At 40.5% G+C, this 15444-nt stretch carries 13 protein-coding genes; 1 reads left to right on the forward strand and 12 read right to left on the reverse strand.

Features of this window, described 5'->3' with window-relative positions:
* Positions 1-22 precede the first annotated feature (22 nt).
* From NST76_RS13350 to mce, 4 genes are all read right to left on the reverse strand, one after another.
* A complete protein-coding gene (locus NST76_RS13350; protein ID WP_089934711.1) occupies positions 23-1138 on the reverse strand; it encodes a M20/M25/M40 family metallo-hydrolase in 1116 nt (371 codons plus the stop codon).
* 661 nt (positions 1139-1799) lie between these two features.
* Positions 1800-2753 carry a hypothetical protein gene (locus NST76_RS13355; RefSeq protein WP_058844039.1) on the reverse strand — a complete coding sequence of 318 codons (954 nt, stop codon included), beginning with the start codon at positions 2751-2753 and terminating at the stop codon, positions 1800-1802.
* A gap of 107 nt (positions 2754-2860) precedes the next feature.
* Entirely contained in the window at positions 2861-4408 is a 1548-nt protein-coding gene (locus NST76_RS13360; protein WP_340809203.1) for an acyl-CoA carboxylase subunit beta, read from the reverse strand.
* A 5-nt stretch (positions 4409-4413) separates the two neighbouring features.
* The gene (gene mce / locus NST76_RS13365) at positions 4414-4827 is read right to left on the reverse strand and encodes a methylmalonyl-CoA epimerase (protein ID WP_141903613.1); all 414 of its coding nucleotides are present in this window, start codon (positions 4825-4827) and stop codon (positions 4414-4416) included.
* A 125-nt stretch (positions 4828-4952) separates the two neighbouring features.
* Here mce and prli42 point away from each other — a divergent pair, with 125 nt between their 5' ends.
* A complete protein-coding gene (gene prli42 / locus NST76_RS13370; protein WP_155273190.1) occupies positions 4953-5048 on the forward strand; it encodes a stressosome-associated protein Prli42 in 96 nt (31 codons plus the stop codon).
* A 22-nt stretch (positions 5049-5070) separates the two neighbouring features.
* On the opposite strand, the gene NST76_RS13375 is transcribed toward prli42, so the two are convergent.
* The 8 genes from NST76_RS13375 to NST76_RS13410 form a co-directional block, all read right to left on the reverse strand.
* On the reverse strand, positions 5071-6048 hold the full coding sequence (locus NST76_RS13375; protein WP_036122840.1) for an aromatic acid exporter family protein: 978 nt from the start codon (positions 6046-6048) through the stop codon (positions 5071-5073).
* A 184-nt stretch (positions 6049-6232) separates the two neighbouring features.
* Positions 6233-6673, reverse strand: a complete 441-nt coding sequence (locus NST76_RS13380) for a BrxA/BrxB family bacilliredoxin (protein WP_036122837.1) — start codon at positions 6671-6673, stop codon at positions 6233-6235.
* Positions 6674-6820: 147 nt separating this feature from the next.
* The gene (meaB, locus tag NST76_RS13385) at positions 6821-7918 is read right to left on the reverse strand and encodes a methylmalonyl Co-A mutase-associated GTPase MeaB (RefSeq protein WP_036122834.1); all 1098 of its coding nucleotides are present in this window, start codon (positions 7916-7918) and stop codon (positions 6821-6823) included.
* On the reverse strand, positions 7918-10071 hold the full coding sequence (scpA, locus tag NST76_RS13390) for a methylmalonyl-CoA mutase (protein WP_036122829.1): 2154 nt from the start codon (positions 10069-10071) through the stop codon (positions 7918-7920). Before scpA ends, meaB begins: the two co-directional genes overlap by 1 nt.
* Complete coding sequence (locus NST76_RS13395; protein WP_342503672.1) at positions 10068-11771, reverse strand: methylmalonyl-CoA mutase family protein; 1704 nt, start codon at positions 11769-11771, stop codon at positions 10068-10070. The genes scpA and NST76_RS13395 overlap by 4 nt, the downstream gene beginning before the upstream one ends.
* A gap of 121 nt (positions 11772-11892) precedes the next feature.
* Positions 11893-13230, reverse strand: coding sequence for a dihydrolipoamide acetyltransferase family protein (locus tag NST76_RS13400; protein ID WP_058844037.1), 1338 nt, complete (start codon positions 13228-13230; stop codon positions 11893-11895).
* Positions 13231-13400: 170 nt separating this feature from the next.
* On the reverse strand, positions 13401-14384 hold the full coding sequence (locus tag NST76_RS13405; RefSeq protein WP_008179931.1) for an alpha-ketoacid dehydrogenase subunit beta: 984 nt from the start codon (positions 14382-14384) through the stop codon (positions 13401-13403).
* Positions 14384-15400 carry a thiamine pyrophosphate-dependent dehydrogenase E1 component subunit alpha gene (locus NST76_RS13410; protein WP_036122822.1) on the reverse strand — a complete coding sequence of 339 codons (1017 nt, stop codon included), beginning with the start codon at positions 15398-15400 and terminating at the stop codon, positions 14384-14386. The genes NST76_RS13405 and NST76_RS13410 overlap by 1 nt, the downstream gene beginning before the upstream one ends.
* Between the last annotated feature and the right edge of the window lie 44 nt (positions 15401-15444).

Here is a 15444-nt window from a genome sequence, read left to right on the forward strand (position 1 = left end):
GTCACATCCTTCTATTTGACTGTTAGTTTTTCGCCGATTCTTTGACGATTTCTACAAGTAAATCTGCTAATTTTTCTAATTCTTCTACTGGTATTTTTTCATTTGTTGTATGAATGTCTTCATAGCCAACTGATAGATTAACGGTAGGAATGCCAAAGCCAGCAATCACATTCGCATCCGAGCCGCCACCTGAAATACCTAATGTTGGTGTACGATCAATATTGCGTGCAGCTGCGATGGCTACTTGAACTACTTTATCTGTTTCTGTTACACGGAATCCTGGATACATCAGCTTCACTTCTACTTCAGCACGTGCGCCTAGTGAAGCCGAAACTTGCTCAAAAGTTTCCTTCATATGCTTTGTTTGTGCATCTAATTTAGCTTGGTCAATAGAGCGCGCTTCTGCTAAAATTGTCACTTCATCACAAACAATATTCGTCGCTTGTCCACCCTCAAAACGTCCAATATTTGCAGTCGTTTCTTCATCTAAACGACCTAGCTTCATTTGAGCGATACATTTTGATGCCACTGTAATAGCGGAAATACCCTTTTCAGGAGCCACCCCTGCATGTGCCGTTTTGCCAATAATCTTCGCAAAAATTTTCGCTTGGAATGGTGCTGCAGTCACGATGCCTCCCACTTTCCCATCACTGTCTACTGCAAAGCCATATTTCGCCTTAATCATGGTTGGATCTAGCTCTTTTGCTCCAACAAGCCCACTTTCTTCACCAGCCGTAATAATAAATTCAATATCTCCATGTGCAATATTTTGCTCTTTTAAACATTTTACCATCTCTAAAAGTGCTGCTAGACCAGCCTTATCGTCAGCACCTAAAATCGTCGTGCCATCTGATACGATATAACCATCTTCACGTAGAGAAGGTTTAATACCTTTCCCTGGAACAACTGTATCCATATGAGACGTAAAGTAAATTGGCTCCACATCTAATGTGCCTTTTAATGTAGCAATAATATTACCTGCTCCATGTCCATTACGCGTATGAGCATCGTCTTGGATAACTGTAAAACCAAGTGCAGTTAATTTTTCTACAAGAATTGGTGCAATTACTTGTTCATGTTTTGTTTCTGAATCAATTTGAACGAGCTCAAAAAACTCTTCTACTAAACGACTTGTCATGTTGTAAAACTCCCTTAGTTTACGTGTTTTGCCACGTTATAGTATATGTACTATTTTAGCACAAGGTCAGAAGAGTTGAAATCATTGAACAATCCTACCAAACTAAAAAGTCTGAGAAAAATTCTCAGACTTTCCCATATTGTTGAAAAAAGGTGATGCCAATAGCAGAAAAAGAACCTTTAGCAAGGTGAGAGGTTGATGTCCGTTCCGCCAGCGTCCTTTCCAGGGGGCGTCTGATGAGCCCCCGCTTCACTCACTGCGTTCGCTCCAGGGTCTCCTCTATGACGCTAAATACCCTAGGAGTGACGCTGGCTCCACTCCAATCAACCATGTGCAAAATTGTCTTTTCCTTAGCTCATTATTTGTCTTATTAGAGCAAGGATAGGCTCCTATTTTCAATGTGGAGAAGTGATGTGTGACAACCCCCCTCCATAAAGAGTAGTGAATACCTTCTCTTTAGTTGAAAACCTTTACTAAAAAGAAATATTTTTATGGATTGGAGTGGAGGGCTACTTGACTCCCGTGGGATAGCGAGACAGGCGAGCCTCTAAACGGAGCGGTAGCGAAGGAAGCGGCCTGCAACGGAAATCCACTTTCATCTTTCACAAAAGTTCTGTGGTAGTTTTATTTTCCAAAACTATGAAAAATTCTCAGACTTTCCTTAGGCATTGACAATAGCCTCTTTTTCTTTTTCTATAGCTTGTAGGTAGTTATTTGCTTTATTTTGTTTATCCTGTAAGCGCCAAATGGTATTATGTACATCGTCCTGAACCCGTGAAACTTGTTCTCTTGCTGTTGAAATTTTAGAATGGACAGACCATGCAGAAAAAATATCATCAAAGAAGTAGTCAGCAAACTTCACAAACCCATCTGTTTCTACATGCAGCGATTTCGTTGACATCTCATGAACATCCAATAATTCATTATGAAAACGTTGCAACGCGATTTGAGCCCGATGTAAATAGTTTTCTGACTGATCGAGTGCATCATGCTTTAAGTGAGTGGCAATCAGCCCGCCACCAAAGAAAGTATCCCAGGAGGAATAGCCACTAGCCGAATGAAGAGAGGCTGCTGCTTGCCCTAGCTTTGTTAGAGCTACTTCCCCCGCTTCCTCAGCCTCTTGAATTTCTGTTATGAGTTGCTTTGTTACCATTTCCTCATGTGCTAAATGCTCTAGCTTCTTTGCCTGAGCAACATCATGAAGCTGTAAGTACTTTTTCTTTTTCGCATAGATTTGTTGAAGTTCTTGTTGTAACGCCATTTCATCAAATTGAGCTAGCTTATTGGTTACTTGAACACTATCTTCTGTTAAATCCGCTTGCATTTTCTTCGCTTCACTAATCTTTAATTCAAGAACTGCTGCTTTATCAATTTTTTCAGCGCGTAGTTCATCTTGTTGTCCAGTCCACGTACGAATCATATTCATAAATGAGAAGCCATCCAATTTATCAAGTTTTGATCGAATTTGGTTGAGGGCTGTCGTATGTTTGTCTATTTCCTGTTGTGTATAGTGAATCTGCTTATGCAATAATTCGCTTTGCTCGTTTAATCTTGATGCCTTTCTTAGTTGTGCATGAATCTTTACTTGCTCTGTTTGCAATTGCTTCCATTCCATTCATCTCAACTCCTCTTACTATATCAGTACGGATGGCAAGAAAAAATGTTTCACTTTTTAGCAATGAAAAACCTAGCAACTCATTAGCTACTAGGCTTGTACTCATTTTATAGAGGAATATTCCCGTGCTTTTTCTCAGGACGTGTTTCGTGTTTATTTGAAAGCATATCCAGTCCTTGAATCAGCTTCATACGTGTATCTCGTGGATCGATTACATCGTCTACCATGCCGCGAGATGCTGCCACATACGGGTTGGCGAATTTTTCTTTATATTCTTCAATTTTTGCTGCACGTGTTGCTTCTGGGTCATCTGATTTCGCAATTTCACGGGCAAAGATGATGTTCGCTGCGCCAGCAGCACCCATAACAGCAATTTCAGCATTTGGCCATGCAAATACAAGGTCAGCACCGATTGATTTAGAGTTTAAAGCAACGTAAGCGCCTCCATAAGCTTTACGTAAAATCACTGTAATTTTTGGTACTGTAGCTTCTGAATATGCATAAAGAATCTTTGCACCATGTCGAATAATACCGCCATGCTCTTGTTTAACGCCTGGGAAGAAGCCAGATACGTCTTCAAATGTGATAATTGGGATATTGTACGCATCACAAGTACGGATGAAACGAGCTGCTTTATCAGAAGAATCAATATCTAATCCACCAGCAAGTACTTTTGGTTGGTTACAAACAAGCCCTATTGATTCACCAGCAATACGTGCAAAACCAACTACTACGTTCTTCGCAAACTCTGCATGTACTTCCATGAATGAACCTTCATCCACTACCTGCTCAACTACTTTGCGAACATCATATGGACGTGTTGTTTCGATTGGCACTGTATCCACGATTTCTGGACGGTAGTCATCCCCTTCAGGTCGAGCTTGTCGAGGTGCCTTTTCTTTATTGTTTTGTGGTAAATAGCTTAATAGTTTTTTAATTTCTTCAATTGCCTCTTCTTCAGATGGCGCACGGAAATGAGCATTCCCACTTACCGCATTATTTACTTTTGAACCACCTAAATCTTCAGCAGAGATTTTCTCACCTGTTACAGTTTCGATGACTTTAGGTCCTGTTATGAACATTTGAGATGTTTTATCCACCATTAAGATAAAGTCTGTGATAGCTGGCGAATAAACCGCTCCACCAGCACAAGGTCCCATAATAACAGAAATTTGCGGAATCACGCCTGAATAAATCGCATTGCGGTAGAAAATATGACCGTAGCCATCTAGAGACAGAACACCTTCTTGGATACGTGCACCACCTGAATCATTAATACCGATAAATGGTGTACCGTTTTTAGCAGCTAGATCCATCACTGTCGCCATTTTTTTGGCATGCATTTCACCAAGCGCCCCACCAAACACTGTGAAATCTTGGGAGAATAAGTATACTGGACGTCCGTTAATTTTACCGAAACCAGTAACTACACCATCACCAGGGCCTTCCATTTTATCCATCCCAAAGTCTACTGTACGGTGAGTAATAAATGGGTTGATTTCGAAAAATGTCCCTTCATCTAGTAGCAAATCAATACGCTCACGAGCTGTTAATTTCCCTTTTTCATGCTGTTTTTCGATGCGCTCATAGCCACCACCAAGTTCAATTACAGTCTTACGGTCATACAAGTCATTGATTTTGTCGAACATATCCATAATGATCACTTATCCCCTTTTCCACTTTTATCACATAATTCATATAACACCCCGAATGAGGATTTAGGATGCATAAATGCAACCTCTGCACCTCCAGCACCAGGTCCTGGCTCTTCCGATAATAGACGTACACCCTTTTCACGAAGCTCTGCCATACGCTCACGAATTCCTGTTACACCGAAGGCAACATGGTGAATTCCCTCTCCACGTTTTTCAATAAATCCATAAATGGCACTTTTATCACTCATTGGTTCTAATAGCTCTAATTTCACGTTACCTGCGTCGATAAATGCCACACGAACCTGTTGAGATTCTACTTCTTCTACTTTCATCAACTTTAAGCCTAAAGTTTCTGTATAATATGTAATGCGTTCATCAAGATCGCGCACTGCAATCCCAATATGGTCTACTTTCTCCATGGTGACATCTCCTTCTGTTATGGTACATACTCTATTTTACAGATTTTTTTGTCAAAACTCTACTACTTGAGAAATTTTTCAGATTTGCTAAACTATTTATAAGAAAAGAAGGAGCGAACGAGCATATGAGTAATAAAAAATTTCAAAAAATCGTTGTTTATAGCATGATCGCGATTATGCTAATCTCATCTCTAGCATTCGGATTATCCATGTTAGTTTAAGGCAAAGCCCGAGGCGTCCACGTTACTGTGGGCGCTCTTTTTTAGCCTTTAAGCCCTTAAATGACTGCTTTATTTCTAAATACCTGTCCATCTCCTCGATAAACTGATAGAGAGCAGCTTGAGCGATAAATTGTTCATGGTTTTGCGGTAAAGGCAGCTGAGAAAAATCACGTTTTACATGTTCTAATTTTTCTCGATAATGACTTGCCGTATTCCCCGAATGAACATGCTCACCGAGGTCTTGTAAAAAATCTGCCACAATTTCAGCCTCTTGTACTATAACAGGTAGTGTCGTCACTTTTGGCAATACTCGTTCGATAATTTCTAGCTGCTGCTCACGCATATCAAAATACACATAGTAATCATTTTTAAGTCTCATAAAATGGTTTTCAACATCTTTAAACGCCAATGATTTTGCCTCTTCTAGCGTTCGGATTGCTTCAATGATTTCATGTCCATTCCATAGCGTGTCTCCTTGACGTAAATAGGTGGCAATTTCTAAAAAAATCTTGCTGTATAGCTCCTCAATTTTAACTCTGTAGTAATTTAATTCCTTTTGTATGTCTGGCATATACATATTAATGGCAATCCCTGTTCCATAACCGATTGCCATCAACGCTAATTCATTATAAACAAGTGCTAATGAAAAACCTTCAGCAGCATAAATATGCATTATAATTACAACACTAGAAATAAATCCATCTGCTACCTTTAATGATACAATGGTTGGAATGAATAACAGGAGCATGCCTGCTAATGTAAGCGGATGATAAGTAAAAAATTCAAAGCTTACAAAGGCAAAAAGCATTGCCACAATACTCGCGACCAATCGTGTATAAGCTGCATGAATAGATTTTTTTTTCGTTGGCTGCACACATAATATGGTTAGAATACCAGCAGATGCATACGAGGCTAAATCAAAATACTGAGCAATGGCAATAGCGATGGCCGCACCAATTGCTGTCTTTAAAGTTCGATAGCCGATTGAAAATTTCTTCAGGCCGACTGCCTCCTATCGTTTAGTACTCTTCACTCTTTTAGCTAATTATTTAGCCAATATTACAAAAATTTTAGTAATAATGAAACTATCTATACATGATGATAGTAGGAAGCCTACATAGATTCTGTGATCTATGAGGCTTTTCTACTTCATTTGAATTCATTTTTGTTATGCAAGAATAGAATTAAAGCTCATCACAATATTCTTCAAAGTTTGCTTGTAAGTTTGTCACAACGGACATTGGATCATGCCCTTCAATTTCATAGCGACCAACTTCTGCAACTACTTGTCCATCTTTTAATAGAACGAAAGATGGTGAAGAAGGTAGGTGATCTTCTCCAAAATGATAACGTGCCGCTGCAGTCGCTTCTTTATCTTGCCCTGCAAACACTGTAACTAAATGATCGGGACGTTTATCATAATGAACACATTGTGCCGCTGCTGGACGAGCGATACCGCCCGCACAACCACATACTGAGTTCACCATTACTAATGTTGTACCTGGGCGAGTAAACGCCTCTTCAACAGCTTCTGGTGTTTGTAGTTGTTCGTAACCCGCTGCCTCAATTTCAGCACGTGCTGTTTTTAAAATTTCCTGCATAAATAAATCGTAATCCATATTCATATAGCGATAGCTCCTTTCAAGTTCGCGTCCATTCAGCATGATTGCCTATAAAATTTTTTGACGCTCATCCATCTCTTATCATAGCAGTTTGCAACGAATTTGTGCACCTACTTGCTCATCACAATTCAGTTGAATACTAAGATTCGTTTACTTGTCTTCCTGCTCTTCGTTAAATAAACGATCGACACCTTGTGTGACAGTCAGTTGTCCACTTAAAATTTGACGTTCAAGTAGCAGTACCTGTGCTTTACGCTGTGGATTCCCATAAAATTGATCAATTAAATGGTCGGTAATCATCGATTGAAACCACTCTTTTGTTTGTTGTTGTCGACGAGTAGCCCAATAGTGATTGGCTTCAACAATTTGCTTGAAATCTCCAATTGTCTCCCAAACCTTATCAAGTCCCCGTTTTTCTAATGAACTAACAGGCATTGCTGTAGACATCCAACCGAGTGTAGCGGGCTGTAAAAAATGCAAAATTTGCTTATACTCTGCAACCGTTTTTTTGGCTAAACGAACATTATCGCCATCTGCTTTATGCACGACAATGGCATCCGCTAATTCCATGATGCCTTTTTTCATGCCCTGCAATTCATCTCCTGCCCCTGTTAACACAAGGAGTAGAAAGAAATCAACCATCCCACGGACGTAGGTTTCGCTTTGCCCTACACCAACCGTTTCAATTAAAATCACATCATAGCCTGCCGCCTCACAAACTAACATTGTTTCACGGGTCTTTTTGTGAACACCCCCAAGGGTACCTGCCGATGGAGATGGGCGAACAAATGCAGTAGGCTTCTTAACGAGCTCTTCCATGCGTGTTTTATCGCCAAGAATACTCCCACCTGATAAGGAAGAACTTGGATCAATCGCAAGAACAGCTACTCGTTTCCCCATGTCACAAAGCATTGTTCCGAAAGCCTCAATGAATGAACTTTTCCCCGCTCCTGGAACTCCGGTAATGCCAATTCGAATACTATTTCCTGTATGCGGAAGAAGCTCCTGTAATAATTCTTGTGCTTGCACTTTATGAGTAGCGTTGGCACTTTCAATGAGGGTAATGGCTTTTGATAAATGTGTGCGAGAGCCCACACGTACTTGTTGAGCAAGCTCTCCTACATTCATATTGTCTGCCTTTTTCTTTCGGAATTTTTTAGGTGTGCCATACTGCATACCGTCGTGAGTTGCCTCGACTCCGTCCATGACAAATAGCGCACTGTCTTCCATTCCTTTGTTTTTGTCCATTATTCAGACACTTCCTCATAGCCTAAACGTTTGTAGATTTCTTCAATAATTTTTTGTGCAGATACAGGAATCACTGTACCTGGTCCAAAAATGGCTACTGCACCAGCATCGTAAAGGAAGTCATAATCTTGCGCTGGAATAACACCACCAACAATAATGATAATATCTTCACGACCTAGCTTTTCAAGCTCCGCAATTAATTCAGGCACTAATGTTTTATGACCTGCTGCTAGTGAAGATACACCAATGACATGGACATCATTTTCAACAGCCATTTGAGCAGCCTCAGCAGGTGTCATAAATAATGGTGAAATATCTACGTCAAAGCCTAAATCAGCATAGCCCGTTGCGACCACCTTGGCACCGCGGTCATGTCCATCCTGTCCCATTTTTGCTACTAAAATACGTGGACGACGTCCTTCATTTTCAAGGAATTCTTCTGTCATTTGCTTCACTTCCGCAATTTGCTCCTCATCTGAGAAATTGGCAGAGTAAACACCTGAAATAGAACGAATCACGGCCTTATGACGACCAGAAATCGCCTCGATAGCATCAGAAATTTCACCTAAAGAGGCACGCGCACGTGCTGCATCCACCGCCACAGCTAGTAAGTTCTCCTCACCATCTTGAGCAGCTTTTGTTAAGCGAGCTAAATGTTTTTGAACTTCTGCTTCATCACGTGCTGCCTTCATCGCTTCTAAACGTTCAATTTGTTTTTGACGAACAATTGTATTATCAATATCCAAAATGTCAATTGGCTCTTCTTTTGCTAAGCGATATTTATTCACTCCTACAATGGTTTCTGTTTTAGAGTCAATTTTTGCTTGGCGTTTGGCTGCGGCTTCTTCAACCTTCATTTTCGGAAGTCCTGTTTCAATCGCTTTGGCCATCCCTCCAAGTGCTTCAATTTCTTCGATCAATGCCCAAGCGGATTGCGTAATTTCTTCTGTTAGTTTCTCCACATAGTACGAACCGCCCCATGGATCAATCACTTTCGTCATCGCTGTTTCCTCTTGTAAAAATAACTGTGTATTACGCGCGATACGTGCCGAGAAATCTGTTGGAAGTGCAATCGCTTCATCCAGTGCGTTGGTATGGAGGGATTGTGTGTGTCCCATTGAAGATGCATTCGCTTCGAATAATGTACGAGCCACATTGTTAAATGGATCTTGCTCCGTTAAAGACCAGCCCGATGTTTGAGAATGGGTACGTAATGCTAATGTTTTCGGATTTTTCGGATTAAATGTTGACATCATTTGTGCCCAAATACGACGTGCTGCACGCATTTTAGCTACTTCCATGTAATAATTCATACCGATTGCCCAGAAGAACGATAGACGAGGTGCAAAGGCATCGATATCAATTCCTGCTTTCAATCCTGTACGTACATATTCCAAGCCATCTGCTAACGTATAGGCAAGCTCAATGTCATTTGTTGCGCCAGCTTCTTGAATATGGTAACCAGAAATTGAAATAGAGTTAAATTTTGGCATATATTTCGCTGTATATTCAAAAATATCTGCGATGATTTGCATTGACATAGCTGGTGGGTAAATATATGTATTACGCACCATATATTCTTTTAAAATATCATTTTGAATTGTACCTGCTAATTTGTCTGGTGTTACCCCTTGCTCTTCAGCTGCCACAATATAGAAGGCAAGAACTGGTAAAACTGCTCCATTCATTGTCATAGAAACGGACATTTGATCTAACGGTATTTGATCGAAAAGGATTTTCATATCCTCAACAGAGTCAATAGCAACACCAGCTTTCCCTACATCCCCTGTTACACGTGGATGATCTGAGTCATAGCCTCGATGCGTCGCTAAGTCAAACGCTACAGAAAGACCTTTTTGCCCCATTGCCAAATTTCGTTTATAGAAGGCATTGGATTCCTCAGCCGTTGAGAAACCTGCGTATTGGCGAACGGTCCAAGGACGTGCTACATACATAGTAGGGTATGGTCCACGTGTATTAGGTGCAATACCTGCTACATCGTTTAAATGTTTCGCATCTTTAATATCTTCCTTCGTGTAAATATCTTTAATTTCAATCCCTTCATTTGTCATAAACTTGTCGTCAGACGCTTGTGGGGCTTCAGCTGTTAACACTTTTTCTATTTCTACTACATTAAAATTAGGCTTGCTCATCGTTGGACCTCCTTCATGCTCGCAAACACGGACTGTAATTTTTCAATGATGTTCTGTCCTGCGAAAATAAAGCCGTTTAAACCATTTGCTAACCATGCTTCTTCTTCATCTTTAAATTTACCTGCAACATCTATAAGCACATTTGCTGGTTGTGCAGCTAAAATAGCCGGTACAAGTGCCTTTGTATCATCGTCACTGCCTGCAATTACAACATACTTAGCCTCTGTAGCCTGCAACCAAGCAATCGCCTCTTCAGCAGTTGCCACTGGCTCACTTTTTTCTGGAACAAGACCAACTGTATTTAAGAAACCAGCTACAAAATCTGCACGTGGCTTAGAGCTTTTTAATGACCCTAATGCTAAAATACCTGTTTTCACATCAGCTGCTGTCATTTCTGCACGCAACTTCTCAAATGGAACAGCAATACGTTTGATATCAGCAAATAATGGGTTTGTATCCTGCTCAAGTACATCTGCTGGATTTGCATAAATATTCGTTCCAATTAATGATTGCTTACGTGTTGATGCAGCTTTGATTCGAGTATGATAAGTGGTTGCCACTTCTTCCGCAAGCTTGCCAGACGCTATATATTCATCCATCCCGCCAGCAGCCTCGATATCTAAAAATAATGCCCATGCTTCTTTTACAAAGTCTGCTGTTAACGACTCAATAAAATAAGAGCCTCCTGCTGGATCTGTCACTTTCAAAACATTTGTTTCTTCTTTTAATATTAATGATACATTCCGAGCGATACGAATCGATTGTTCCGTAGGCTTCGTTAACACATCATGCGGATGAACAGTAAAGAGATCAGCTCCACCAATTAAACCAGAAAGCGCTTCATTGGAAGAACGTAATAAATTGACATACACATCTAATTTAGAAAAGCTTCTTAGTGATGTTTCAGCAACCGTTGGGATTTTTACACTGTCTGTCACACCATAAGCAGATGAGAACGCTTTCCAAAGTACTTTAAAAGCACGAAGTTTGGCAATTTCCGTAAAGAATTGTGTATCAATGGCAAAGATTACAAAAAACTTCTTCGAGAATGCTTCAAAGCTTTCTTCCTGTTCTGCAAACTTGGCTGCTAATGCAAGTGCATAGGCTAGCTCTTGTACTGCGTTGGCACCTTCATTGTGATAAACGGTCGTGTCAGCACTGACTGAGCGCACGTTCGGAAATGCGTTGAAAGAGATCGGGTCCTTAGAAACAATGAAACCTTTAACGGCTTCACGTTGATCCTCTGCAATATTGTCAAATACTGCTAATAATGGGTCTTTTGTATTTTTAATAGTAATTTTAAATGAATATTCTGAGAAATATGATGCTAATTTGACCAATACTTCTTCTGTCCAATCAAACTTCACACGACTATCCACTGTAATCACTTCATTGCCTCGCGCTAAACTATCTTCAAGCTGTGCAAAAAATGCTTCACTTGTATCAGCGTGAATTTGCTGTGCCACCTGAAACGCTTGACTATTTTGTAGGGAACGGATTGTGGCAACTTGTAAATCAAGCTCTTCTCCAAGCTTAGCTACTAAACTTTCTTGCGTGTAAAGCGGCTGTAATGTAACACCTTCATTTGTTTTGGAAAATAGTGACTCAAATGGTTTCCCTTTTAAAGCTTTGATTGCTGCATCTTGCCAGTCTGAATAGGCTGGTTTTTCAAATTCAATATTTTTCATGTTGTTTGACATGCGGACGCTTAATCAGCTTCCCCCCTTAGTAGTTTCTATTTGTTATTCTACATGACAAATTGCGACTCGAAAAGCATAAAAAAAATCGGAAACCCTTATACAGCAGGTTTCCGACGAGTCATCAGTAGACTGACGTTGAAGATTTATTTGTATTTTCGAGTATTTCTTTCACTCTATTTAGGAATTTACCACATACAAGTCCATCCAACACACGATGATCTAATGATAAACATAAATTCACAATATCACGTGCAGCAAACATTCCACCTGGTAAAACGACTGGTTTTTTTACAATGCTTTCCACTTGAAGAATCGCTGCTTGTGGGTAATTAATGATCCCCATCGATTGAACAGAGCCAAATGCTCCCGTATTATTAACAGTAAATGTACCACCAGTAATGTCACCCATTGCCAATTTACCTGTACGAACTTTATTGGCAAGTTCATGGATTTCTTTAGCAATTCCTTTAATGGATTTTTCATCTGCGTGTTTTATAACAGGCACAAATAGGGCATCATCTGTTGCTACTGCAATCGAAATATTGATGTCATGCTTTTGGATAATTTTATCTTCCGCCCACATTGAATTCAGCATTGGGAATTCCTTTAATGCTTGAGCAACTGCTTTTACAAAGAAGGCGAAATATGTAAGATTAAAGCCCTCTTTTTGCTTAAATTCATTCTTTAAGCTATCACGATAAGACACTAAATCTGTTACATCCACTTCCATCATCATCCAAGCATGTGGTGCTTCATGGACACTTTTTACCATATTATTTGCAATCGCACGACGCACTTTTGTCACTGGAATTTCAATATCTCCAGGATGAACAGGTACAGGTGCAACTGCTTTTTCCACTTGTTGCTGTGGTGCTGTCGGTGCTGGCTCAACTGTAGGTTGCACCGTTGATGAAGTTGGTGCGACATCATTTGCTGTAGGGATATTGCCAGTTTCAATTAGCTTTATCAGGTCTTTTCTTGTGATACGACCACCTTCACCTGTGCCCGTCACTTGATCGAGTGCAATATCGTGCTCCTGTGCAAGTCGAAGAACGGCTGGTGAGTAGCGTACTTTATCTTTACGCGCCTCTTTTGGTGCAGCTGCTGGAGCTGCCACCTGCTGTGGTGCCTCCTGTTTCTTTTGAACACCAGCATTTAAAATAGCTGTGCTTACTGCTGATTTTTTTTCAGCTGGTGGAGGTGGTAATTCGCCCTCTCCAGCTATTTCAATCGAGCATACGACTGCCCCAACTGGCAAGGTTTGACCTTCTTGCGCAAGAAGCTCCGTAATAACCCCTTCAAATGATGATGGGATTTCAGCATTTACTTTATCTGTAACAACCTCTGCTAATGAATCATATTTTTTAACTGTATCTCCAGGCTTAACAAGCCATTTTTCAATTGTACCTTCTGTTACACTTTCGCCGAGCTGTGGCATTGTAATATTTTGAACTGACATCCTTTATTCCTCCCATCAATTAAGCCTAGGCGTCCTTGTACCTGATGCAGCGCTAAAATCATTAAACGTAGATAGGCAATTAGACAAATTTTGACTTACCTACACGTAAGTCAAAATCTGTTCATCCGTCTGAGGCTTTTCGTTTTTTCATTCAGCCTTATTGTGATCTGTTAGAACGCAGCAAGTTCTCGCATTGCACGTTCAACTTTATCAGGATTAATCATAAAATATTTCTCCATTGTTGGTGCATATGGCATGGCTGGCACATCAGGTCCTGCTAGACGTTGAATTGGAGCATCAAGCTCAAATAAACAATGTTCTGCAATAATCGCGGCAACTTCACTCATGATACTGCCTTCTTTATTATCCTCTGTGACAAGTAATACTTTGCCTGTTTTACTTGCAGCCTCAATAATCGCTTCTTTATCAAGAGGATAAACCGTACGCAAATCAAGGATATGAGCGGAAATACCATCTGCAGCTAGACGTTCAGCCGCTTGGAGGGCAAAGTGAACTGCTAAACCATACGTAATTACTGTTACATCGTCCCCTTCACGTTTCACATCTGCTTTACCAATTGGTAATGTGTAATCATCTAGCGGTACTTCACCTTTTATTAAGCGATACGCGCGTTTATGTTCGAAAAATAATACCGGATCTTCATCACGAATCGCCGCTTTCAGTAAACCTTTTGCATCATATGGTGTTGATGGTATGACAATTTTCAAACCTGGTGTCCCAGCAAAAAGTGCTTCAACGGATTGTGAATGATAAAGTGCACCGTGGATGCCTCCACCAAAAGGAGCACGGATGACCATTGGACAAGTCCAATCGTTATTGGAACGGTAACGAATTTTCGCTGCCTCCGAAACGATTTGATTGACAGCTGGCATAATGAAATCAGCAAATTGCATTTCTGCAATTGGACGCATACCATACATTGCAGCACCAATTCCAACGCCTGCGATGGCACTTTCTGCAAGTGGTGTATCTAGCACGCGATATTCGCCGAATTGATCGTATAGTCCATTTGTGGCTTTAAATACCCCACCTTTACGACCAACGTCCTCTCCTAAAATGAAAACACGCTCATCACGTTCCATCTCTTCTTTCATTGCTAATGTAATCGCATCAATATAAGACATAACTGCCATTACATGTCACCTCCGTCCACTGGTGCATAAACATATTTAAGTGCATGCTCTGGTTGTGCATATGGAGCCGCTTCTGCATAATCTGTTGCTTCATTTACTTCAGCCATCACACGTTGTTCCATTTCAGTGCGAATTGTTTCTGTCATAACGCCAGCATCCATCAGATACTTTTCAAATAATAGAATCGGATCTTTTGCTTTACCTTCTGCAATATCTTCAGCCGTACGATATTGACGATCGTCATCATCTGAAGAATGGGCTGTTAAACGATATGTCACCGTTTCAATTAAGCTTGGACCTTCTCCATTACGTGCACGGTCTGCTGCTTCTTTTACCACTTTATACACTTGTAATGGACATTTACCATCTACCGTCACACCCGGCATACCGTAACCAATACCACGATCAGATACTTTGGCACAGCCTAATTGACGTTCAACTGGCACAGAGATAGCATATTGATTGTTTTCTACCATAATAATAACGGGTAGCTTATGAACACCCGCAAAGTTTGCTCCTTCATGGAAATCTCCTTGGTTAGATGAACCTTCCCCAAGCGTAACGAAAGAAACAAAATCTTCTTTTTGTAGACGTCCAGCAAGCGCAACACCAACTGCGTGCGGAACTTGCGTTGTGACAGGAGATGATCCTGTTAGAATACGATTTTTCTTTTGACCAAAGTGACCTGGCATTTGACGACCACCGGAGTTTGGATCTTCTGCTTTTGCAAATGCAGACAACATCAGTTCTCTTGGTGTCATACCAAAATGTAAAACCACACCCATATCACGATAATATGGTGCAATATAATCCTTATTATTATCAAGTGCAAAGGCTGCTCCAACTTGTGCTGCCTCCTGGCCTTGACAAGAAATAACAAACGGAATTTTACCAGAGCGATTTAATAACCACATACGCTCATCTAATCTTCTGGCCATTAACATTGTTTCGAACATAGCAAGTACATCTTCATTTGACAAACCTAAATCTTCATGTTTGATTTGTACATCTTGCATACGAACACCCCTTTCGTATTATAGAGAAATAACTATCTTATCCT

Origin of the sequence: Lysinibacillus sp. FSL W7-1291, from assembly GCF_038593415.1 — a bacterium.
In the GTDB taxonomy this organism is placed as follows: Bacteria; Bacillota; Bacilli; order Bacillales_A; family Planococcaceae; genus Lysinibacillus; species Lysinibacillus fusiformis_D.

Bases quoted from the DNA above. Each gene is read 5' to 3' on its own strand.
- NST76_RS13380 (WP_036122837.1), bottom strand. From the start codon at position 6,673: ATGAATATGGATTACGATTTATTTATGCAGGAAATTTTAAAAACAGCA.
- NST76_RS13395 (WP_342503672.1), bottom strand. From the start codon at position 11,771: ATGTCAAACAACATGAAAAATATTGAATTTGAAAAACCAGCCTATTCA.
- scpA (WP_036122829.1), bottom strand. From the start codon at position 10,071: ATGAGCAAGCCTAATTTTAATGTAGTAGAAATAGAAAAAGTGTTAACA.
- NST76_RS13350 (WP_089934711.1), bottom strand. From the start codon at position 1,138: ATGACAAGTCGTTTAGTAGAAGAGTTTTTTGAGCTCGTTCAAATTGAT.
- NST76_RS13400 (WP_058844037.1), bottom strand. From the start codon at position 13,230: ATGTCAGTTCAAAATATTACAATGCCACAGCTCGGCGAAAGTGTAACA.
- mce (WP_141903613.1), bottom strand. From the start codon at position 4,827: ATGGAGAAAGTAGACCATATTGGGATTGCAGTGCGCGATCTTGATGAA.
- NST76_RS13355 (WP_058844039.1), bottom strand. From the start codon at position 2,753: ATGGAATGGAAGCAATTGCAAACAGAGCAAGTAAAGATTCATGCACAA.
- NST76_RS13405 (WP_008179931.1), bottom strand. From the start codon at position 14,384: ATGGCAGTTATGTCTTATATTGATGCGATTACATTAGCAATGAAAGAA.
- meaB (WP_036122834.1), bottom strand. From the start codon at position 7,918: ATGGACAAAAACAAAGGAATGGAAGACAGTGCGCTATTTGTCATGGAC.
- NST76_RS13410 (WP_036122822.1), bottom strand. From the start codon at position 15,400: ATGCAAGATGTACAAATCAAACATGAAGATTTAGGTTTGTCAAATGAA.
- prli42 (WP_155273190.1), top strand. From the start codon at position 4,953: ATGAGTAATAAAAAATTTCAAAAAATCGTTGTTTATAGCATGATCGCG.
- NST76_RS13360 (WP_340809203.1), bottom strand. From the start codon at position 4,408: ATGGATATGTTCGACAAAATCAATGACTTGTATGACCGTAAGACTGTA.